This is a genomic window from Gemmobacter sp., assembly GCF_046292685.1.
Lineage (GTDB): Bacteria > Pseudomonadota > Alphaproteobacteria > Rhodobacterales > Rhodobacteraceae > Wagnerdoeblera.
Genome location: NZ_JBKBQM010000050.1, coordinates 1 through 21,260, shown reverse-complemented (window position 1 = coordinate 21,260; position 21,260 = coordinate 1). Strand labels below are relative to the sequence as shown.

Here is a 21,260-nt window from a genome sequence, read left to right as displayed (position 1 = left end):
GCGGCGGCCGCCGCGGTCGCGGCTGACCGTCGTTCCGGCCCATTTTCTGTCGGAAAATATCCCGGGGGTCCGGGGGCAGCGCCCCCGGCCTACGCCACCCCCGCAGGCGGAACCCGCCCCGGCCAATCCGTCGCCCTGTGCCAGGCCTGGCCGGCGCGCAGCACCGCCGCATCCGCGCCGCGCGGGCCGATCAGCTGCACCCCCATAGGCAGCCCTTGCGGCCCGAACCCCACCGGGGCAGCCAGCGTGGGCAGGCCCAGCAGGCTCGCCGGCACCACCACCTCCATCCAGCGGTGGTAGGTATCCATCGCGCGCCCGGCCACGGATTTCGGCCAATCCCAGCCCTTCGGAAACGGCCAGACCTGCGCCACCGGCAAGGCCAGCAGGTCGAACCGCTGGAACAGCCCCGCAGCCACCGCATTCCATTCCGACCGCACGACACTGGCGCGATGCACCTGCATGGCACTGAACGACAGGCCGCGTTCGATTTCCCAGATCGCCTCGGGCTTCAACAGGGCACGCCTGCCGGCATCGGCGTGAAACACCCCCAACCGCGCCGCCACGGCCCAGCTGCGCAGCGTGGTCCACGAGTCCCATAGCCGAGCGGCGGCAAAGGGCGGCGGCACGTCTTCGACCGTTGCATCGGGAAAGTCGTCCAAGGCATTGCGGCACAGGGACAATATGCCATTTTCCATCGGCCACGCCGCACCCCAGTCGCCCAGCCAGCCGATGCGCAGCCGCCCCGCCGGGCGGTCCAGCGCCGCCAGGAAGGGCTCGGACGGGCGACCATGCGGCAGCCGGGGGTCCGGCACGGCCAGCACCTCCAGCAGCAGCGCCAGATCCTCGATGCTGCGCGCCATCGGCCCGTCGGTGGCCAGCTGGTGCAGGAACGTGTCGCCGACCGGGTCCACCGGCACCCGGCCATAGGTCGGGCGAAAGCCGTAAACGTTGCACCAGCCGGCGGGGTTGCGCAAACTGCCCATCATGTCCGACCCGTCCGCCAGCGCCAGCATCCGCGCCGCCAGCGCCGCCGCCGCCCCGCCCGAGGATCCGCCCGCCGTGCGCTCGGGCGCATAGGGGTTGCCCGTCACCCCGTGCACCGGGTTGTAGCTGTGCGACCCGAGGCCGAATTCCGGCGTGTTGGTCTTGCCGATCAGGATGGCGCCGGCCGCCCGCAACCGCGCGGCCAGCATGTCATCCTGCGCCGGCACGTTGTCGGCCAGGATCGGCGAACCCCAGGTCGAGCGGATGCCCGCCACCCCCACCAGATCCTTCACCGCCATCGGCAAGCCATGCAGCGGCCCGCGCGCCGCCACCGGCACCCTATCGGCGGCGGCGGCCTCGGCACGCAGTGCCGCGGGGTCGCGCAGCGCCACGATGGCGTTGAGCCCCGGGTTGACGCGCGCAATCCGCGCCAGCGTCGCCTCCATCAGGGCCGCGGCCGTCAGGCGCCCCACGTCCATCGCGCGGCGCAAGGCCAGCGCCCCCAGTCCGGTCGGATCGTCCATCGCCACCTCCTCAAGCTGACGCCGAAGGTTTCACAGCGCCGCCGCAGCGTCCAGCCCCTCGCCCGAACGGCGCATTGATCCGCCGGCGGCGCGTGTCACACCGACCTGCCCCGAGACGGAGGCACCCCATGCCGAGGTTCGATCTCGACGACCTGCCCAATCACTTCAGCGGCACCACCGGGGACGACCGGATCTTCGGCAACGGCGGCAACGACACGCTGTTCGGCGGCTTCGGGTCGGGCAACGACGACCTGTGCGGCAACGCTGGCGACGATGTGCTGTCGGGCGGCGAAGGCAAGGACCGCCACTATGGTGGGGACGGCAACGATACGATCCGTTTGGCGGGGCGCAGGCGATCAGCGCACAAGGCATCGAAAGCGTCGGCGTCAGCAGCACGCGGTTCGACGACGCGGTGTATGGCGGCGTCGGCAACGATACCCTGACCGGCGGTCGCGGCGCCGACGTGCTGGCCGGCGGCGCGGGGCGCGATGTGTTCCGCTATGCCGGTACCACGGACGCCAGGCTCGGGGCGGCGCACGACCGGACCACCGATTTCGTGCGCGGCGACGACCTGACCGACCTCTCAGGCATTGACACCGCCCCCCTTGTCGCCGGCGATCAGGGCTTTGTCTGGCGCGGCACCCAAGGCTTCACCGGCACCACGGCCGAAGTGCGCCGCTTTGTCGAGGCCGGCCAGACCATCATTGCCATCGACCCGAACGGCGACGGCCTGGCCGACACGGAAATCGCGCTGGCCGCCAGCCTGCCGCTGACGGCCGCCGATTTCATGCTGTAGGCCGCAGGTCCACCACGTCGGCGGCGCGCTGGGTTTCGCGCCGGCAGGCCGACAGGGTGCGCGCCGTCAGCTCGGGCGCCAGCGCGCGCATCGCGTCGTATTGCGTCAGGAACACCTGGCCGGTCAGATCGTCCAGGAAATGCGACCGCTTCAGCCGGTCCATCACCGGGCCCTTCACTTCGGACAGGTGCAGCTTGATGCCCTGATCCTTCAGCCGCGACACGATCGCTTCCAGGCTTTCCAGCGCCGAGGCATCGACCGCGTTCACCGCCGGGAACATCAGCACCACATGGCGCAGGTCCGGGTTCGAGGCGAGCGCGGCATAGACCGTGTCCTCCAGAAAGCGGGCGTTGGGAAAATACAGCGACTCGTCCACCCGGATCGACAGCACATCGGGCGCCGTCACCACCGCATGGCGTTCCACGTTGCGGAAATGCTCGGTCCCCGGCACCTGGCCCACGATGGCCACATGCGGCTTCGAGGTGCGGTAAAGGTGCAGCAACAGCGACAGGATGACCCCGGCGGTGATCCCGGCCTCGACCCCCACGCCCAGCGTGACCAGGATGGTCGCGGCCATCGCGGCGAAATCGGCGCGGTCGTAGGACCAGGTCCGTTTCAGCGCGCCCAGATCCACCAGGCTCAGCACCGCCACGATGATCGTGGCCGCCAGCGTCGCCTTGGGCAGGAAGAACAGCAAGGGCGTCAGGAACACCGTGGCCAGCGCCATGCCGACGGCCGTATAGGCGCCCGCCGCCGGGGTTTCGGCCCCCGCATCGAAGTTCACCACCGACCGCGCGAACCCGCCCGTCACCGGAAAGCCGCCCGAGATGGCCGAGCCGATGTTGCTGGCGCCCAGGGCGATCAGCTCCTGGTCGGGGTCGATCCGCTGGCGCCGCTTGGCCGCCAGGGTTTGCGCCACCGACACGGTTTCCACATAGCCCACGATGGAAATCAGCAGCGCCGGCACCGCGATCTGCGCCCAAAGGTCAAGGTCGAAGGGCGGCAGCGTGGGCATGGGCAGACCCTTCGGCACCTCGCCCACGATCGAAACGCCAAAGCCTTGCAGGCCGAACCCCCAGGTGGCCAGCGTGGTGGCCGCCACCGCCATCACCGGCGCCGCCCGCGTCACGATGCCGGCCATCATGTCCGACATGCCGCGCGCCTTCAACGCAGGCTTCAGCCGCTGGCGCGACCAGAACAGGAAGGCCACGGTCGGCAGCGCCAGCACCATCGTCACCGGGTTGATCCCGGCCAGCGCCTTCCAGATGTTGTGCAGGATTTCCAGCAGGTTGTGCCCGCCGGCCGAAATGCCCAGCAGATGCGGCACCTGACCGGCCGCGATGATGATCCCCGACGCCGTGATGAAGCCCGAGATCACCGGATGCGACAGGAAATTGGCAATGAACCCCAGCCGCAGCGCGCCCATGCCCAGCAGCATCACCCCCGACAGGAAGGCCATCGCAATCGCGGCGCCCAGGTATTCCGGCGTGCCTTGCGCCGCCAGCTGCCCGACCGACGCCGCCGTCATCAGCGACACCACCGCCACCGGCCCGACCGCCAGCGTGCGCGAGGTGCCGAACACCGCATAGAACAGCAACGGCGCGATCGAGGCGTATAGCCCGACCTCGGGCGGCAACCCCGCCAGCAGCGCATAGGCAAGCGACTGCGGAATCAGCATGATCGTCACGATCAATGCTGCCAGCATGTCATTGGTCAGGGTCGCCCGCGTATAGCTGCGGCCCCAGTCGAGGATCGGGAAATAACGGCGCATGGCAACCTCCGGCCTGTTCGCACCGCCTATATACGGGCCCGATTACATATTACAAGTCTTGAATGTGTTTTGCCGCGCAAGGCCGGGGCTCAGCGCCGCACCAGCCGGGCACGGCCATACAGGCTGTCCATCGCCACCTCGGTCACGCGCATCCGGCCTTCGGTCGTGGGCTCGTAGCGCAAGGTAAAGGGAAAGCGCGTGCGCTCGGCCATTTCCTCAGGCGTAAAGCCGGCCAGGCGGATGTATTCGCCCGCGCAGGAAACCCCGCCGGCTTCGGTCCGCGGCGCCGAGATCTGCAGCTGCATCCGGTAGCGCCCATCGTACATGATGACGCTGGACTGGCATTCCTGCCCGGGCGCCACGTCGCGCAAGGTGGCATAAAGCGCGGTCAGCGTATCCACGGTGCCGCGCTGCTGCGCGGGGTCGGCGTCGGTGGCGCGCGCCTCGCGCGGGGGTTCCTGCCGTTCGATCCGGGGCAGGCCGCCGTCCCAGACCACGATTTCCTCGGTGTATTTCTTGCCGATGCCGCCGGTCTGTTCGTAGCGCTGCGGGGCAAAGCCGCGCGCGGTCATGGTTCCGCGCACATTGGCATCGTAGCGCATCTTGCGCAGCATCCCCGCCAGGCCGGTGCTTTGCATCGTGCCCGAAACCGCATAGCTGCGCCCGTTTTCCACCCCGGCAAAATCCAGCCGCCCCACGGTGATGCCGCGGATTTCCAGATCGAACCGGGCGTTCTGGCGCAACTCCTGCGCCGGGGCAGGGGTGGCGGCCGCCAGCGCAAGGGCGGTCAGGGCAATGGCAATGGGACGCATGGATCACTCCTTCACACCGCGGGCACTGGACAGTGGCGCCCGCTTGCGCACAGATACCGCCTCGGAACGGGCGGTGCACATGACTTGTCCGTGCAGGTGCCCGGATCGGCAAGGCCTTGCCGGAACGCGAGGAAAAGGCGGAATGGACGTGAACGATCTGGCCCGGCGGCTGGAACAGGGCGACCGGCGGGCACTGGCGCGGGCGATCACGCTGGTGGAAAGCGGCCGGGCCGACCACCGCGCGATGGCGGCGGCGCTGCTGGACCGGCTGGCCGGGTTGCAGCGCCAGGCGCTGCGCATCGGGCTTTCGGGCACGCCGGGTGTGGGCAAATCCACCTTCATCGAGGCCTTCGGCCGCCACCTGACAGGGCAGGGGCTGCGGGTGGCGGTGCTGGCGGTGGACCCGTCCTCGGCGCGCTCGGGCGGCTCGATCCTGGGCGACAAGACGCGGATGGAACTTCTGGCCCGCGACCCGCGCGCCTATATCCGCCCCTCGCCCAGCCAGGCGCACCTGGGCGGCGTCGCGCGCCGCAGCCGCGAATCGGTGGCGCTGTGCGAGGCGGCGGGCTTCGACGTGGTGCTGGTGGAAACCGTGGGCGTGGGCCAGTCGGAAACGCTGGTGGCCGGCATGACCGACCTGTTCGTGCTGCTGCTGGCCCCCGCCGGCGGCGACGAATTGCAAGGCGTCAAACGCGGCATCATGGAAATGGCCGACCTGATCCTGGTCAACAAGGCCGATGGCGACCTGAAGCCGGCGGCGACCCGCACGGTCGCCGATTACGCCGGGGCGCTGCGGCTGTTGCGCAAGCGCCCGCAAGACCCCGAAGGGTTCCCCCGCGTGCTGCCGGTTTCGGCCGTGGCCGGCGAAGGCATCGCGCAGGCCTGGGCCGACATGCAGGCGCTTGCCGACTGGCGCCGCGCCCACAGCCACTGGGCGCGCACCCGCGCCGAACAGGCCCGCGCCTGGTTCGAAGACGAGGTTCGCGCGGCCCTGCTGGCCCGCCTGACCGAAGACCCCGCCTTGCGCGCGCGCATGGCGGCCACCGGCGCCGCGGTGGCGCAAGGCCAGCGTTCGCCGGCCAGCGCCGCCGCCGACATCCTTTCCCAGCTCTGAGGCATCCATGACCAACGACCCCACCCTGATCCGCCGCATGGCCTTTCCCGAAGGCCGCTCGCGCCCGGTGGCCACGCCCTTGCACCCCACCGTGGTCTGGGCCGCCGAAAGCCCCGACCAGCTGGACGACATCTACGACAACCCCGGCACCGGCTTTACCTATGCGCGCGAGGCACACCCCAACGCGGTGGCGCTGGCGCAGCGGCTGGATGCGCTCGAAGGCGGGCAGGGCGGGCTTGTCGTGGGGTCCGGCATGGCCGCGGTCACCGTGGCGCTGATGGGTTGCCTGAAGGCGGGCGATCACGTGCTGGGGGGCGACCAGCTTTATGGCCGCTCGCTTCGGCTCATGGCCGAAACCCTGCCGCAGATGGGCATCGAAACCTCGCTGGCCGACCCGACCGATGCGGCCGCCTTTGCCGCCGGCCTGCGCCCCAACACCCGTGCCATCCTGATCGAAACCGTGTCGAACCCCACGCTGCGGGTGGCCGATGTGGCGGGCATCGCTGCGCTGGCGCAGGCGCATGGCATTGCGCTGCTGATCGACAGCACCTTTTCCACCCCCCGGGCGGTGCGCGCACTGGACCACGGCGCCGATGTGGTGATCCAGTCGGTGACGAAACTGCTGGCCGGCCATTCGGATGTGACGCTGGGCTATGTGCTGGCGCGCGACCCGGCGCGCATGGCCGCCATGCGGGTGCTGGCGGTGACGATGGGCCTGACGCCCAGCCCCTTCGATTGCTGGCTGGCCGAACGCGGGCTGTTCACCTTCGACCTGCGCTATGACCGGGCCGAGGAAAACGCCCGCCGCCTGGCCGACCACATCGCCGCCTTGCCCGGCATCACGCGGGTGATCTACCCCGGCCGCGCCGACCACCCCGACCACAACCGCGCCCGCAGCCTGCTGGGCGCGCGCACCGGCAACATGCTGTCGTTCGAGCTGGCCGGGGGCAGGGCGGCCGCCAATGCCCTGACCCGGGCCATGCCCGAGGTCGCCTTTGCCCCCACACTGGGCGATGTGGGCACCACGCTGTCGCATCCGCCGTCGTCCTCGCACCGCGCGCTAAGCGCGGAAAACCGTTTGCGGTTGGGCATTTCCGAGGGTTTCTTCCGCGTCTCGGTCGGGATCGAGGATTTCGACCTGCTGGCACGCGACTTCACCCGCGGCATCGCGGCGGCGGCAGCCGTGGCCGAATGACACGGTGCAGGGGTGTCATGCCCCTGTTGCATCCCGGTTGCACAAGGCGCGCATGGACCAGGACCGACTCATCGCAAGCCTGCTGGCCGCCGTGCCGCACCCCATGCTGGTGGTGGGCGACGATGCCCGCATCGCCTGGCTGAACGCGCCGGCGCGGGCGATCCTCGGCGATGCCGACGGCCGCCATTACCTGACGGTGATCCGCCAGCCCGAGCCCGTGGCGCTGCTGGAACGCGTGCTGGCGGGGGGCGAAGGCGGCACCACCCGCTGGCGCCTCACCGGCCCGGGGCGCGATACGGTGTATCGCGGCCTTGTCGCGCGGGTGGCGGGCCTTGGCGCCTCGCTGGCGTTTCAGGACGTGTCGGATGTGGAACACGCCGCCGACATGCGGCGCGATTTCGTGGCCAACGTCAGCCACGAGCTACGCACACCGCTGACCGCGCTGCTGGGCTTCATCGAAACGCTGCGCGGCGCGGCGCGCGACGACCCGGCCGCGCGCGCGCGTTTTCTGGGCATCATGGAGCGCGAGGCGCTGCGCATGAACCGCCTGGTGGGCGATCTTCTGTCGCTCAGCCGGGTCGAGGCCGAAGAACGCGTGCGCCCGCGCACGCAGGTGGAACTTGCGGGCCTCGCGCGCTCGGTGCTGGCCACCTTGCGCGGGATGGCCGATGCCGCGCAGGTCACGCTGACGCTCGATGCCGAAGCCGACCTGCCGCCGGTGGCCGGCGATCTGGACCAGTTGACCCAGGTTCTGCACAACCTCGTGGAAAACGCGGTCAAATATGGCGGATCGGGCAAGACCGTCCGCGTGGTGCTGCGCCGCGTGGCGCATGATCCGGTGCTGCGCAGCCCGGGCCTTTCGCTCAGCGTGATCGACCAGGGCGCCGGCATCGACGCCATCCATCTGCCGCGGTTGACCGAACGCTTCTACCGCGTCGATACCCACCGGTCGCGCGAACAAGGCGGCACCGGGCTGGGGCTGGCGATCGTGAAGCACATCATCAACCGCCATCGCGGGCGGCTGAAGATTTCCAGCGAAAAGGGCAAGGGCAGCGTGTTCGAGGTGGTGTTGCCGCTGATCTGAACCGGCGCATCCGTGATTCGCATAATCGGTATTATGTTAATATCAGATGAAGCCACCGCGCGCTGCCGTGCTGTGTATCGCCTTGAAACCTTGCTATTTCCCCAAAGCCCCGCGCGCCCCTCTGGCCGCGGGCGCAAAACCCCGGCATAACACGCGCCATGTCCCACGGCTTGCCCATCGACGCCATCCTGCCAGACCTTGTGTCGGCCTTGCGCCGGGCGGGCCGCGCCGTGCTGCAAGCGCCGCCCGGCGCCGGCAAGACCACGCGCGTGCCGCTGGCCTTGCTGGACGCGGTGCCGGGCCGCATCCTGATGCTGGAGCCGCGCCGCCTCGCGGCCCGGGCCGCGGCCGAGCGCATGGCCGAAACCCTGGGCGAGCCCGTAGGCGCCACCGTCGGCTACCGCATCCGCGGCGAGGCGCAGGTGTCCAAGGCCACGCGGATCGAGGTGGTGACCGAAGGCATCCTCACCCGGATGATCCAGGCCGACCCCGAGCTTTCCGGCACAAGTGCCGTGATCTTCGACGAATTTCACGAACGCAACCTGAACGCCGACCTCGGCCTTGCGCTGGCGTGGGAGGCGCGCCAGGCGCTGCGCCCCGACCTGTGGCTCTTGGTGATGTCGGCCACGCTGGATGCAGCACCCGTGGCGGCGCTGCTGGAGGATGCGCCGCTGATCTCGTCGCAAGGCCGCGCCTTTCCGGTGGAAACGCGCTGGCTGCGGCGGCCCATGCCCGCCGGCGCGCGGCTGGAGGCCGAAATCGCCGCCCTCGTGCGGCAGGCAACTGCGGAAACCACGGGCGGCATCCTCGTGTTCCTGCCGGGCGAAGCCGAGATCCGCCGGGTGGCGGCGCTGTTGGACCATCTTGACAACTGCGTCGTGCAACCCCTTTACGGCGCAATGGATTTTCAGGCACAGCGCGCAGCGCTGGCGCCGCTGCCGGGGGCGCGCAAGGTGGTGCTGGCCACCGCCATCGCCGAAACCTCGCTCACCATTCCCGACATCCGCGTGGTGGTCGATGCCGGCCGCGCCCGCCGCGCGCGCTACGACCCCGGGTCGGGCATGACCCGGCTGGTGACCGAACGGGTCAGCCGGGCGGAGGCGACGCAGCGCCAGGGCCGCGCCGGCCGCGTGGCGCCGGGTGTGTGCTACCGCCTCTGGGCCAGGGCCGAGGAAGGCGCCCTGCCCGCCTTTCCCCCGGCCGAGATCGAAACCGCCGATCTGGCGGGCCTTGCGCTGGAACTGGCGTTGTGGGGCGGCGGCGAGGGCCTGGCCTTTCTGACCCCGCCGCCGGCCGGGGCGCTGGCCGAGGCGCGCCGCCTGCTGGCCGATCTGGGCGCGTTGCAGGCCGGGCGGATCACCGCGCATGGCAAGGCGATGGCGGCGCTGCCGGTGCACCCGCGGCTGGCGCACATGCTGCTGACGGCGGGGCGTCAGGCGGCGCTGCTGGCCGCGCTGGTGTCGGACCGCGACCCGTTGAAGGGCGCGCCGCCGGACCTGAGCCTTCGGCTGCAAGCGCTTGAAAACCCTAAGGATTACGCCAGCCGCCATCCCTGGCCCGTCCACCGCGACACCGCCGAGCGCATCCGGGCCGAGGCGCGGCGCCTCGCGCGGCTGGTGCCGCCCGGCCCCGAGCTGTCGCCCGGCGCGATGGCGGCGCTGGCCTTTCCCGACCGTGTCGGGCTGCGGCGCAAGGGCGATGCTCCGCGCTGGGTGCTTTCGGGCGGCAAGGGGGCGGCGATGGCCCCCGGCACGCCGCTGGCCGGCACACGGCTGCTGGTGGCCACCGACCTCGACGGCGACGCGCGCGAGGCCGGCATCCGCCAGGCGGTGGCGATCGCCGAAGCCGACCTGCGCGCGCTGTTCGCCGACCGCATTTCCTGGGCCGAGGTATGCGAATGGTCGCGCCGCGACGGCCGCATCGTCGCCCGACGGCAGGAAGGTTTCGGCGCGCTGGTGCTGGACGACCGCATCTGGCCCGACCCGCCGCCCGAGGCGCTGGCCCGCGCCGCGCTGGAAGGCTTGCGCGACGAATTGCGCCAGGGCAACGGGTTGCCCTTTGCCGGCGCCGCCGCCCGCCTGCGCGCCCGCGCCGCTGCTGCCCGCGCCGCCGGCGCCGACATCCCCCCGGTCGATGACGACAGCCTGATGCAGGCGGCCGACGCCTGGCTGCTGCCGGCACTGGTGCGCGTGCGCACCCGGGCCGACCTGCGCGCGCTGGACCTGCTGGAGCCCCTGAAGCTCTACCTCGGATGGGATGCGGTGCAGCGGCTGGAGCAGCTCTATCCCTCGCATTTCGAAACCCCGCTGGGGCGGCGCGTGGCCATCGACTACGATGGCGATGCCCCGCAGGTGGAACTGCGCCTGCAGGAACTGTTCGGGCAGGCGACGCACCCCTGCGTCGGCCCCGACCGGGTGCCCTTGCGGCTGGTGCTGGTGTCGCCCGGGGGCAAGCCGATTGCGGTGACCTCGGACCTGCCCGGCTTCTGGCGCGGCAGCTATGCCGATGTGCGCAAGGACATGCGCGGCCGCTACCCCCGCCACCCCTGGCCCGAGGATCCGTTGCAGGCCGACCCGACGCTGCGCGCCAAGCCGCGCGGCACCTGAGCGGCTGTCGCGCCGGCCGCCACGTCGGGCTGGACAGGCCCGGGTGCCATGTTTGAGCGTGAGAGGATGGCAGCACCACGGAGGCAGGCGCATGGACCCCAGACTGATCGTCACCCGCGATGGCCCGGTGGCCGAGGTGATGCTGAACCGCCCCGACAAGCGCAACGCGCTGGACCTCGGGCTGTTCGATGCGCTGAGCGCCGCGGGCGAAAGCCTCAAGGCCGCGCCCGGCCTGCGCGCGGTGATCCTGCATGGCGCGGGGCCGGCCTTTTGCGCCGGGATCGACACGGCCGAGTTCATGGCGATGGCACAACGCCTGGCCGCGGTAAGGGCCGAGATGCTGGCCCCGCCCGCCGGGCAGGCCAATCGCTTTCAGCGCCCTTGCACCGTCTGGGCCGAGCTCGATGTGCCGGTGATCGCCGCGGTGCAGGGCGTGTGCTTCGGCGCCGGGCTGCAACTGGCGCTCGGGGCGGATTTCCGGCTGGCGGCACCGGACGCGCGGTTTTCGGTGATGGAGGCGCGCTGGGGCCTGATCCCCGACATGGGGATCACGCAAAGCCTGCCCCGGCTGATGCGCGCCGATCTGGCCAAGGAGCTGATCCTGACCGCCCGCGTGGTCGAGGCGCCCGAGGCCGCCGCCCTTGGGCTCGTGACGCGGCTGGAGCCCGACCCGCTGACGGCCGCGCGCGCGCTGGCCGCGCGGTTCGCGCAGGTGTCGCCCGATGTGCTGCGCGCCGGCAAGCGGCTGGTGGAAGCGACCTGGACCCTGCCGCCCGGCGCCGGCCTGCGCCACGAGGCGCAATTGCAGGCCGACCTGATCGGCAGCCGCAACCAGATCGAGGCGGTGATGGCCGGCATGGCCGGTCGCGCCCCGGCCTTCGACGGGTGAGCGTGCGACCGGGGGGCCGGGGGGCGCCCCCCGGCCCCCCGACGGCGCCATCGCGCCCGGTGCCGGCCCGGGGTGCGGGCGGCGAGGGACGCGGCAGGGGCGCTGCCCCTCTTGGCCCGTGCCGGGCCAATTCACCCCGGGATATTTGCACCAGGTGAAAGACGGGGGAGGTTGTGCGCCGCGGCTTTCGGTGGCAGCCTTGCGGGGTCGATGCCGCAACCGGAGCCCTGTCATGCCGCGCCGCTACCCCCCTGCCCTGGTCGTGTTGCACTGGCTGGCCGCCTTTCTGGTGCTGGGGTCGCTGCTGGGCGGGACGTTCAACATGGCCGAGGTGCCCTACACCGACCCGGGCAAGGTGGCGACCTTGCGGATGCACATGATCGTGGGCGGGCTGATCCTGCTGGTCATGCTGATGCGGCTGGTGGTGCGGGCGCGAAAGGCGGTGCCTGCCGCGGTGCCGGGGCCGGGCTGGCAGGTGGCGGCGGCGCGGGCGGTGCATCTGGGGCTTTATGCCGTGACGATCGGGATGGCCGTGTCGGGCGTTGCGCTGGCGCTGGCCAGCGGGTTGCCGGGCATGGTGTTCGGCGGTGCGCCCTTGCCCGAAAGCTTCGATCTGTTCGCGCCGCGGGCGGTGCATGGGGCGCTGGCCTCGGTGCTGTTCGTGCTGGTGATCGTGCATGTGCTGGCGGCCTTCTGGCATGCCGGGGTCAAGGGCGACGGGATCTTGTCGCGCATGTGGTTCGGGCGCTGACCCCTTTCCGCGGGCGGCGGGCAGCGATATAGGACGGGGATGAGCCAGAACCCGCCCGATCTTCGCCCCGACCTTGCCCCGGCCCCGCGCTTTGGCGAACCCGCCCGACCGGGCCAGCCGACAATCGGCATGGTCAGCCTCGGTTGCCCAAAGGCGCTGGTGGACAGCGAGCGGATCCTGACGCGGCTGCGGGCCGAAGGCTATGCGATCAGCCCCGATTACAAGGGCGCCGAAGCGGTGATCGTGAACACCTGCGGTTTTCTGGACAGTGCCAAGGCCGAGAGTCTGGAAGCCATCGGCGAGGCGCTGCGCGAGAACGGGCGGGTGATCGTGACGGGCTGCCTGGGGGCCGAGCCCGACTACATCACCGGCGCGCATCCCAAGGTGCTGGCAGTGACGGGGCCGCATCAGTACGAGCAGGTGCTGGACGCGGTGCACAAGGCGGTGCCGCCGAAGCCGGACCCCTTTGTCGACCTTTTGCCGGCCACCGGGGTCAGCCTGACGCCGCGGCATTACAGCTACCTCAAGATTTCCGAGGGCTGCAACCACAAGTGCAGGTTCTGCATCATCCCCGACATGCGGGGGCGGCTGGTCAGCCGGCCGGCGCATGCGGTGCTGCGCGAGGCGGAGCGGCTGGTGGCGGCGGGGGTGCGGGAGCTGCTGGTCATCAGCCAGGATACCTCGGCCTACGGGGTGGACCTGAAGCATGCGAGCGATAGGGGGCACCGGGCGCATATCACGGATCTGGCGCGCGATCTGGGGTCGCTCGGGGCCTGGGTGCGGCTGCACTACGTCTACCCCTACCCGCATGTGCGCGAGCTGGTGCCCTTGATGGCCGAAGGGCTGGTGCTGCCTTACCTCGACATCCCGTTCCAGCATGCCCACCCCGAGACGCTGCGGCGCATGGCGCGGCCGGCGGCGGCGGCGCGGACGCTGGACGAGATTGCGGCCTGGCGGCGGGATTGCCCCGACATCGTGCTGCGCTCCACCTTCATCGTCGGCTACCCCGGCGAGACGGAGGCCGAGTTCCAGACCCTGCTGGACTGGCTGGATGAGGCGCAGCTGGACCGGGTGGGGTGCTTTCAATACGAGAACGTCAAGGGCGCGCGCAGCAACGCCTTGCCCGACCATGTGCCCGACGAGGTCAAGGCCGAGCGGTTCGCCCGCTTCATGGCCAAGGCGCAGGCGATTTCCGAGGCGAAGCTGGCGGCGAAGGTGGGCCGGACCCTGCAGGTGATCGTGGACGAGGTCGATGCCGAAGGCGCCACCTGCCGCACCTGGGGCGATGCGCCCGAGATCGACGGCAACCTGTTCATCGACGAGAGCTTCGAAGGGCTGGCGCCGGGCGATATCGTGACGGTCAAGGTGGACGAGGCCGGGGAATACGACCTGTGGGGACACCGGGTCTGACCGGCCGGGCCCGACAGGCCCGGCCCGACCGGCCCGGTGTCCCTGCGAGGGACATGGCTTGAGCCAAGCAAGATCAAGGGCTTGGCGGCGCAAATTCACGAAGGCTTAACGAATGCCCTGCCCCGGACCCGCCGCGGCCGCGGGGGCCGGGGGGTGCGGGGCAGGCGGCGGACAAAGGGGGGCGGGCAGGATGCTGCGGTGGGTGGTGGCGGGGCTGGCGGCGCTGGGGCTGGCGGTGGCGGTCTGGCAACTGGAAACCTTGCGCGCCAGCGTGGCGCGGGCGGCGCTGGCGGTGCCGGACGGGCCGCCCGTGACGCTGTATCTGCCCGAGGGCAGCGCCCCGGCGCCGGTGGTGGTGGTGGCGCACGGCTTTGCCGGATCGCGCCAGCTGATGGAGCCTTTCGCGCTGACGCTGGCGCGGGCGGGCTATCTGGTGGCGAGCTTCGACAGCATGGGCCACGGCCGCAACCCGGCCCCGATGCGCGGCGACGTGACCCGGATCGACGGCACGACGCGCCTGATGGTGGCGGATGCGCAGAAGGTGGCGGCGGCGGCGCTGGCGCACCCGCGCGCCGATGGGCGCCTGGCGTGGCTGGGGCATTCGATGGCCTCGGATATCGTGGTGCGCGCAGGGATGGCCACCAAGGCCACCGGCGCGGTGGTGGCGGTGTCGATGTTTTCGCAAGCGGCCACCGCGGGCAGCCCGCCGAACCTGCTGATGATTTCCGGGGCCTGGGAAACCCGCCTGCGCGCCGAGGCCTTGCGCGTGCTGGCGCTGACCGACCCGGCAGCGGGCGAAGGGCAGACGGTGGGCGATGCGGCGGCCGGCACCTTGCGCCGGGCGGTGGTGGCGCCGGGGGTGGAGCATGTGGGGGTGCTTTATTCCGCCACGGCGCTGCGGGCGGCGGTGGACTGGCTGAACCTGGCCTTCGGGCGCGAGGGCGCGGCGCGGCCGGCGCTGGCGGGCGGCTGGATTGCGTTGATGCTGGCGAGCCTGACGGCGCTGGCCTGGCCGCTGGCGCGGGCCTTGCCGGCGGGCCCGGCGCCGGCGGCGGTGCCCGGGCGGCTGTTCCTGGCCGCGGTGCTGGGCCCGGCGGTTCTGGTGCCGCTGCTGCTGGCGCCGGTAAAGCTGCACCTGCTGCCGGTGCTGGTGGCCGATTACCTGGCCTTGCACCTGGCGCTGCAAGGCGCGCTGATGCTGGTGCTGCTGGGGCGGGCGGGGCATCTGGCAGGGGTTTTCAGCCTGCGCGGGCTGGCGGCGGCGGCGGCGGTGGCGCTGTTCGGCATCGGGGTGTTCGGCGGGTTGATGGACCGTTACGTGGCCAGTTTCGTGCCGCACCCCGGCCGGGTCGCGGTGATTGCGGGGCTGGCGCTGGGCACGGTGCCGATGCTGCTGGCCGATGCCGTGGCGACCGAGGCCGGCCGCGCGCCCTGGGCACGGGTGCTGCTGGCGCGGGCCGCGCTGGTCGGGTCGCTGATGCTGGCGGTGGCGCTGGATTTCGAGCGGCTGATGTTCCTGCTGATCGTGCTGCCGGTGATCGTGCTGTTTCTGGCGCTGTTCGGCACGGGCGCGGGCTGGGTCGGGCGGCGCACGGGGGCGCCCTTGGCCGGGGGGCTGGGGTTGGGGCTGATTCTGGCCTGGGCGCTGGGGGTGAGCTTTCCGATGGTGGCGGCCTGAGCGCTAGAAGGCCGGGGTGACCGGGGCGACGGGTTCGGGTGCCAGCACCCGGGCGGCCGCCAGCAACAGATCCTCGCGCCAGGGGCCGGCCAGAAGCTGCACGCCGACCGGCGCCCCGGCCACGGCGATGCCCGGCAGGCCCATCAGCGGCGGCGCGATCATCGGCATCTGCGCGGCCAGCACGGCGGCGAAATCGGCGTCGGAGGCGACATCGCGGTGGTCGGCAAAGGGCGGTTCGCCCGACACCGGGCACAGCACCAGCGGCCATTCGGCCAGAAACCCGCGCCACAGCCGCACGAGGCGGGCGCGGGTCTTCAGATCGTCCATCAGGGCGGCAAGCGTCGGTTCGGGCAGGCGCGCGCGCATGCGGGCGGCGACGAAGGCGGCGTCGGGGTCGGCTTCGCGCGCGACGATGCCGAAGCCTGCGTGGTGGAACTCGGCCATCCACAGGCGCAGCTGCGCCTCCATCGCTTCGGCCCAGGGCGGGGTGGGCAGCTCGGCCACCTCGTAGCCGGCATCCGTCAGCCGGTCGGCGGCGGCCTGCAAGGCGGCGCGCACGGGCGGGGCGACCGCCATGCCGTCGGGCGCCGGGCACAGCGCCACGCGGGCCGGGGCCGGGGCGCCTTGCAGAGGCATGGGCTGCCACCAGGGGTCGCGCAGGTCGGGGGCCGACAGCGCGGCAAGGCCAAGCGCCAGGTCCTCGACCGAGCGGGCCAGCGGGCCGCTGACGGCCATGAGCTGCCCGCCGATCAGCCGGTCGCCTTGCGTGGCGTTGAAGGCGGGCACCCGGCCCAGCGTGGGGCGCAGGCCATGCACGCCGCAGGCATAGGCCGGATAGCGGATCGAGCCCGCGATGTCGGTGCCATGCGCCAGCGCGCCGATGCCGGCCGCGACCGAGGCCCCTGCCCCGCCCGACGACCCGCCCGGGGTCAGGCCCGGATCGCGCGGGTTGCGCGTGGCACCGTGCAGGCTGTTGCGGGTGAACCAGCGCAGCGAAAACGCCGGGGTGTTGGTGCGCCCGATGATAATGGCGCCGGCGCGGCGCAGGTTGGCCACCGGGGGGCTGTCTTCGGCCGCGATCAGGCCGGCTTGCAGGCGCAGGCCGTTGGTGGTGGCCTGGCCGGCCAGGTCGATGTTGACCTTGACCGTCACCGGCACCCCGGCCAGGGCCCCGGGCGGCGTGCCGCGGGCCAGCGCCGCATCCAGCGCGTCGGCGGCGGCCAGCGCCTCGGCATCCATCCGTTGCACGACGGCGTTGAGCGAAGGGTTCACCGCGTCGAGCCGGGCGAGGGCGGCGGCCACCACCTCGCGCGCGCCGAAGCGGCGCTCGGCGATGCCGCGGGCGATCTCGGCGGCGGTCAGGGACCAGAGCGGGGCGGTCATCGGCGGCGTCCTTTCGCGGTCAGGGCTCGGCGTCGGGCAGGCGGAAATAGCGCGACCAGTGCGGCATCTTCTTGACCCCGCCGCCCACATGGATCAGGCCCGGAAGCTCGTACCCCGGGGGGAAATCGCGGGCGATGCCGTCGGGAAAGCGGTAAGGCGCATCGTGGATGCAGACATCGTCGCGGATCAGCGGCCAGACCATGTCGGCCAGAAAGGCCTGGTCGCCGAAGCGGTTGTCGAAATAGGCCGCCCCTTGCGCCAGCCAGTCGGCCATGCCGGGCAGCACACCGGCGGTGCCGCCCCACATGCCGGCCAGGATCAGCTCCATGTGATAGATGTGGTCGCGCATGACGTGAAAGCGCTTGCCCGAGCGCAGCCAGTCGGTCACCGCCAGCAGTTCGCGCGCGTTCAGCCGGCTGTCGGCATCGCGGCAGACGAAGACGTTGACCTCGGGGTCGTCGGCGGCCAGAAAGCGCCACATCGGGCGGATGCGCTGGTGTTCGGGGCGGTCCATCAGCACGACCTGGGCGCCGTATTGCGCCAGCGCCGCACGGGCATCGGCGGGCACCGAGGTGTCGCAGTAGAACCGTGCGGTCCAGCCGACATAGAGATGCGGCGCGATCTGGGCGTTGACGATGGCGCCGGTGATGTATTCCGGCCGGTCGCCCCACAGCGAAAACGCGATCACGTTGCGCCGCGGCTGCGTCGGGTCGAAGCGGCGCGCGCCGGGGGCCAGCTGCGCGCGGGCAAAGGGCGAGGCGGCGAAGGCCGCGCGGGCCTGGCGGTCCTTGAGGTCGAGGTTGCGCCAGCCTTCGACCCGGGCCTCGCCCAGGCGGCCCAGACGCCACAGGCTGGTGACCAGCACGTTGCGCACCGGGGCATCGTCGCGCAAGCCAAGCGCCCGCCGCAAGGGCCCCAGCGCCTGTTCCAGCTGCCCGGCGTTGCGGTGGGTCATGCCCAGCGTGGTCCAGCCATCGAAGCTGTCGGGCTGCTGGGCGACAAAGCGTTCCAGCACCGCCAGCGCGCCCGGCACATCGCCCAGGTCGCGCAGGCTGAGCCCCTGGAACAGCAGCGCGCTGCCCGAAGGATTCAGCGCCGCCGCGCGGCCATAGGCGGCGGCGGCTTCGGCAAAGCGGCCTTCGGCGCGCAGGCGCCGCGCCTGGTCGAGTTCGGCCTGCCAGCCGGGGCCGGGGGAATCGGACGCCATGACCAACCTTTGCACCGCTGCCACCACATCTTGGGGGCAGCATAGCGCGCAGGCCGGCCGCGCCACAAGCGCTGGCATCATCGGCAAGAGCAGGTGGTAGCCGCCGAGGGACTCGAACCCTCACGCCCTGACGGGCAACGGATTTTAAGTCCGGTCTGTCTACCGTTCCAGCAGGCGGCCCCGGCGCCCATCTAGGCCGGGCGGGGTGCAAAGGGCAAGCGGGTCGGGGCGGGGTGCGGGGCGTGCGGGCGCCGCGCGGAGGCGGGACGCGGGGCGTGCGGGCGCGACGCGGGGGCGCGGTTCGGTGCGGCCGGCGCGGCTCAGGGCCGTTCGGCGCGCACGAGAAGGCCCGATTCGCCCCAAAGCTCCAGCACGCCGCCGGGGGTCAGCACCATGCCCTGCGTGGCCGACAGCGCATCGAACAGGCGCTGTTCCACCGCCATGCGCGCGTCATCGCAGGCCATGCGCGTGGCGCCGAGCGCGCCGAAGCCGAGGCTCAGGCCATCCTGCGTATAGCTGCCGAAGAACCGGTTGCACCCCGCCTGCCCCGTCACCCGGTCGGGGGCGGCAAAGCTCAGCACCGGCTGCACGCCGGGCGGCAGGTCCACCCCCACCAGCGTGGTAACGCGCCAGTCGGCGCCCGTCAGGGTTTGCGCCGAGGCGGCGGGGGCGGCGAGGCCCGCGCAGAAGGCCAGGGCCAGGGCGGGCAGGTGCGGTTTCGGCATGCGCGTCACCCCCGGGTCAGCAAGGCGTCGATTTCGTCGCGCGCGGGCATGGCGCCGGCGGTGCCGAGGCGCGTGACCTTGAGCGCCGCGGTGGCGGTGGCAAAGCGCAAGGCGGCCTCGATCGGGCGGCCTTCGGCCAGGGCCACGGCCAGACCGCCGTTGAAGGCATCGCCGGCCCCGGTGGTATCGACCAGCGGGCCGGCCGAAAGCGCCGGCACATGCAGCACCCGGCCCGTGCCGTCACGATACAGCGCGCCTTGCGCCCCCAGCGTCACCACCGCCGCCCGGGCGCCGCGCGCGATCAGCGCCGCCGCCGCCGCCGCGGCGCTGTCGGGGCCGGTGACGGCAAGGCCGGTCAGCGCCTCGGCCTCGGTCTCGTTCGGGGTGACCAGATCGCACAGCGCAAGCACGGCATCGGGCAGGTCGGCCGCCGGGGCGGGGTTGAGGATGGTGAGCGCCCCGCCGGCGCGGGCGATTTCCAGCGCGCGGGCGGCCGGCGGCAAGGGCTGTTCGAGTTGCGTGACGAACACGCGGGCGCCAGCGATGCGCGCGGCCTCGGCCTCGACATCGGCGGTGTCGATGCGGCCGGCGGCGCCGGGGCTGACGATGATGGCGTTCTGCCCGCTGCCCTGTTGCAGGAAGATGAAGGCGGCGCCGGTGTAGCTGTCGGGGTCTTCGCGCACCACGGCCTGCACGCCGGCGCGGCCCCAGATGTCGCGCGCGATGCCGGCAAAGGCATCGGTGCCCAGACGGGTCAGGAACTGCACCTGCCCGCCGGCGCGGGCCGCGGCCACCGCCTGGTTCGAGCCCTTGCCCCCCGGCCCCAGAAAGAACCCCTGCCCCAGCAGGGTTTCGCCCATCTTCGGCAGGCGGTCGGCGCGGAACACCGTATCGGCCACGAAGATGCCCAGAATCACGATGCTCATGCCCGGCCCCCCCGGCTGCGGCCCGGGCGGTCAGGCCGCGGGCGCATCCTTGAACTTGATCGATTCGCCGCAGCCGCAGCTTTCGGCGACATTGGGGTTGCGAAAGCGGAAGCCGCTTTCGAGCAGGGAGGTTTCATAGTCGATTTCCGTGCCGATCAGGAACATCTGCGCCATCGGCGCGATCAGCACGCGGGCGCCGTCCTGTTCGACCACCTCGTCCAGCGGGTTGACCTCGGACACATAGTCCATCGTGTATTCCATGCCGGCGCAGCCGCCCTTCTTCACGCCGATGCGCAGGCCCTGCTTGCCGTCGCGCGCCATGAGCCGCGCGATCTGCCGCGCCGCCGCGGGGGTCAGGGTCACCGCCTGCTTGCCGGGAATGCCGAACATCGCCGTCTCCTTACATGAACCCGAGTTCGAGCCGCGCCTCGTCGGACATCATGTCCATGCCCCAGGGCGGGTCGAAGGTCATCTGCACCTCGACATTCTGCACCCCGGCGACCGAGTTCACCGCATCCTGCACCCAGCCGGGCATTTCGCCGGCCACCGGGCAGCCCGGGGCCGTCAGCGTCATCACGATGCCGACTTCGTTCTGCGGGCTGATGTCGATGGTGTAGACCAGCCCGAGGTCAAAGATGTTCACCGGGATTTCCGGGTCGAACACGGTGCGGCACGCCTCGACCACCGACTCATACAGCGGATGGTCGGTGGTGGAGGGGCGGATCAGCGGGGCGCCTTCCATCGGGTCGGCAGGTTGGGTGGTCATGGCGGTTCCGTTTCATTTCCCGACCGAAGATATAGGGAAAATCGCCGCAGCGTCCAGTGCCGGGGGCAAAGCCGCTTGGCACGCCGCGCCGGCTGGGGCAGAGGTAAGGCGCAGAAGCTGGAAAGGCCGCAAGGAATGAGCGCAGGAGTGTCATTTCACGTTCACGCAACCGACGGGGCGGCGCGCGCGGGCGTGATCTCGACCCCGCGAGGCGATATCCGCACCCCGGCCTTCATGCCGGTGGGCACCGCCGGCACCGTCAAGGCGATGCTGCCCGACAGCGTGCGCGCCACCGGGGCCGACATCCTGCTGGGCAACACCTATCACCTGATGCTGCGCCCGGGGGCGGAACGGGTGGCGCGGCTGGGGGGGCTGCACCGCTTCATGCACTGGAACCGGCCGATCCTGACCGATTCGGGCGGGTTCCAGGTGATGAGCCTGTCGGACTTGCGCAAGCTGACGGAAAAGGGCGTGACCTTCCGCAGCCATATCGACGGCAGCCGCCACGAGCTGACGCCCGAGCGCAGCATGGAAATCCAGCGGCTGCTGGGGTCGGACATCGTGATGTGCTTCGACGAATGCCCGGCCTTGCCGGCCGACGAGGCAACGGTGGCCGCCAGCATGCGCCTGTCGATGCGC

General features: G+C 71.6%; 20 protein-coding genes and 1 tRNA gene. 11 read left to right on the top strand and 10 right to left on the bottom strand.

The features are described from left to right. Nucleotides 1–89: 89 nt before the first annotated feature. Nucleotides 90–1,508 carry an amidase gene (locus ACK4S2_RS12865; RefSeq protein ID WP_409624987.1) on the bottom strand — a complete coding sequence of 473 codons (1,419 nt, stop codon included), beginning with the start codon at nucleotides 1,506–1,508 and terminating at the stop codon, nucleotides 90–92. Between the two features lie 128 nt (nucleotides 1,509–1,636). Here ACK4S2_RS12865 and ACK4S2_RS12860 point away from each other — a divergent pair, with 128 nt between their 5' ends. Beyond that, nucleotides 1,637–1,951, top strand: a complete 315-nt coding sequence (locus ACK4S2_RS12860) for a calcium-binding protein (RefSeq protein WP_409624984.1) — start codon at nucleotides 1,637–1,639, stop codon at nucleotides 1,949–1,951. Further along, nucleotides 1,921–2,304: a M10 family metallopeptidase C-terminal domain-containing protein gene (locus ACK4S2_RS12855; RefSeq protein WP_409624981.1), complete on the top strand. Its 384-nt coding sequence runs from the start codon at nucleotides 1,921–1,923 to the stop codon at nucleotides 2,302–2,304. The genes ACK4S2_RS12860 and ACK4S2_RS12855 overlap by 31 nt, the downstream gene beginning before the upstream one ends. On the opposite strand, the gene ACK4S2_RS12850 is transcribed toward ACK4S2_RS12855, so the two are convergent. Both ACK4S2_RS12850 and ACK4S2_RS12845 read right to left on the bottom strand, forming a co-directional pair. Continuing rightward, nucleotides 2,294–4,075 carry a SulP family inorganic anion transporter gene (locus ACK4S2_RS12850; RefSeq protein ID WP_409624978.1) on the bottom strand — a complete coding sequence of 594 codons (1,782 nt, stop codon included), beginning with the start codon at nucleotides 4,073–4,075 and terminating at the stop codon, nucleotides 2,294–2,296. The genes ACK4S2_RS12855 and ACK4S2_RS12850 overlap by 11 nt on opposite strands. Before the next feature lie 89 nt (nucleotides 4,076–4,164). Beyond that, nucleotides 4,165–4,887: a DUF3108 domain-containing protein gene (locus ACK4S2_RS12845; protein WP_409624976.1), complete on the bottom strand. Its 723-nt coding sequence runs from the start codon at nucleotides 4,885–4,887 to the stop codon at nucleotides 4,165–4,167. Nucleotides 4,888–5,029: 142 nt separating this feature from the next. Between ACK4S2_RS12845 and meaB the strand changes: the two genes are divergently transcribed. The 8 genes from meaB (at nucleotide 5,030) to ACK4S2_RS12805 (ending at nucleotide 15,614) form a co-directional block, all read left to right on the top strand. Next, nucleotides 5,030–6,001, top strand: coding sequence for a methylmalonyl Co-A mutase-associated GTPase MeaB (meaB, locus tag ACK4S2_RS12840; RefSeq protein WP_409624973.1), 972 nt, complete (start codon nucleotides 5,030–5,032; stop codon nucleotides 5,999–6,001). Nucleotides 6,002–6,008: 7 nt separating this feature from the next. Next, nucleotides 6,009–7,196: a trans-sulfuration enzyme family protein gene (locus ACK4S2_RS12835; protein ID WP_409624971.1), complete on the top strand. Its 1,188-nt coding sequence runs from the start codon at nucleotides 6,009–6,011 to the stop codon at nucleotides 7,194–7,196. A 52-nt stretch (nucleotides 7,197–7,248) separates the two neighbouring features. Next, nucleotides 7,249–8,280, top strand: coding sequence for an ATP-binding protein (locus tag ACK4S2_RS12830; protein ID WP_409624969.1), 1,032 nt, complete (start codon nucleotides 7,249–7,251; stop codon nucleotides 8,278–8,280). A 158-nt stretch (nucleotides 8,281–8,438) separates the two neighbouring features. After that, nucleotides 8,439–10,886 carry an ATP-dependent helicase HrpB gene (gene hrpB, locus ACK4S2_RS12825; protein WP_409624966.1) on the top strand — a complete coding sequence of 816 codons (2,448 nt, stop codon included), beginning with the start codon at nucleotides 8,439–8,441 and terminating at the stop codon, nucleotides 10,884–10,886. A gap of 91 nt (nucleotides 10,887–10,977) precedes the next feature. Further along, nucleotides 10,978–11,775 carry a crotonase/enoyl-CoA hydratase family protein gene (locus ACK4S2_RS12820; protein ID WP_409624963.1) on the top strand — a complete coding sequence of 266 codons (798 nt, stop codon included), beginning with the start codon at nucleotides 10,978–10,980 and terminating at the stop codon, nucleotides 11,773–11,775. A 232-nt stretch (nucleotides 11,776–12,007) separates the two neighbouring features. Further along, nucleotides 12,008–12,526, top strand: coding sequence for a cytochrome b (locus ACK4S2_RS12815; protein ID WP_409624960.1), 519 nt, complete (start codon nucleotides 12,008–12,010; stop codon nucleotides 12,524–12,526). A 39-nt stretch (nucleotides 12,527–12,565) separates the two neighbouring features. Further along, on the top strand, nucleotides 12,566–13,936 hold the full coding sequence (gene rimO / locus ACK4S2_RS12810) for a 30S ribosomal protein S12 methylthiotransferase RimO (RefSeq protein ID WP_409624957.1): 1,371 nt from the start codon (nucleotides 12,566–12,568) through the stop codon (nucleotides 13,934–13,936). A gap of 190 nt (nucleotides 13,937–14,126) precedes the next feature. Continuing rightward, the gene (locus tag ACK4S2_RS12805; protein ID WP_409624954.1) at nucleotides 14,127–15,614 is read left to right on the top strand and encodes an alpha/beta fold hydrolase; all 1,488 of its coding nucleotides are present in this window, start codon (nucleotides 14,127–14,129) and stop codon (nucleotides 15,612–15,614) included. A 3-nt stretch (nucleotides 15,615–15,617) separates the two neighbouring features. Here the strand turns inward: ACK4S2_RS12805 and ACK4S2_RS12800 are convergent, their stop codons facing one another. The 7 genes from ACK4S2_RS12800 to ACK4S2_RS12770 all read right to left on the bottom strand — a co-directional run bounded on the left by ACK4S2_RS12800 (nucleotide 15,618) and on the right by ACK4S2_RS12770 (nucleotide 20,621). Further along, nucleotides 15,618–16,997 (bottom strand): amidase, encoded by a 1,380-nt coding sequence (locus ACK4S2_RS12800; RefSeq protein WP_409624951.1) that lies wholly within the window; start codon nucleotides 16,995–16,997, stop codon nucleotides 15,618–15,620. Between the two features lie 19 nt (nucleotides 16,998–17,016). Beyond that, entirely contained in the window at nucleotides 17,017–18,204 is a 1,188-nt protein-coding gene (locus tag ACK4S2_RS12795; RefSeq protein ID WP_409624948.1) for a tetratricopeptide repeat protein, read from the bottom strand. A gap of 94 nt (nucleotides 18,205–18,298) precedes the next feature. Further along, a tRNA-Leu gene (locus ACK4S2_RS12790) sits at nucleotides 18,299–18,384 on the bottom strand. Between the two features lie 140 nt (nucleotides 18,385–18,524). After that, complete coding sequence (locus ACK4S2_RS12785) at nucleotides 18,525–18,929, bottom strand: META domain-containing protein (protein WP_409624945.1); 405 nt, start codon at nucleotides 18,927–18,929, stop codon at nucleotides 18,525–18,527. 5 nt (nucleotides 18,930–18,934) lie between these two features. Beyond that, nucleotides 18,935–19,855: a ribokinase gene (locus tag ACK4S2_RS12780; RefSeq protein ID WP_409624942.1), complete on the bottom strand. Its 921-nt coding sequence runs from the start codon at nucleotides 19,853–19,855 to the stop codon at nucleotides 18,935–18,937. A 30-nt stretch (nucleotides 19,856–19,885) separates the two neighbouring features. Beyond that, entirely contained in the window at nucleotides 19,886–20,245 is a 360-nt protein-coding gene (locus ACK4S2_RS12775; protein WP_409624939.1) for a HesB/IscA family protein, read from the bottom strand. A 10-nt stretch (nucleotides 20,246–20,255) separates the two neighbouring features. Next, a complete protein-coding gene (locus tag ACK4S2_RS12770; RefSeq protein WP_409624936.1) occupies nucleotides 20,256–20,621 on the bottom strand; it encodes an SUF system Fe-S cluster assembly protein in 366 nt (121 codons plus the stop codon). A gap of 135 nt (nucleotides 20,622–20,756) precedes the next feature. On the opposite strand from ACK4S2_RS12770, the gene ACK4S2_RS12765 reads away from it, so the two are divergent. Further along, nucleotides 20,757–21,260, top strand: a 504-nt coding sequence (locus tag ACK4S2_RS12765) for a tRNA-guanine transglycosylase (protein ID WP_409624933.1), incomplete at its 3' end; no start/stop codon positions are given.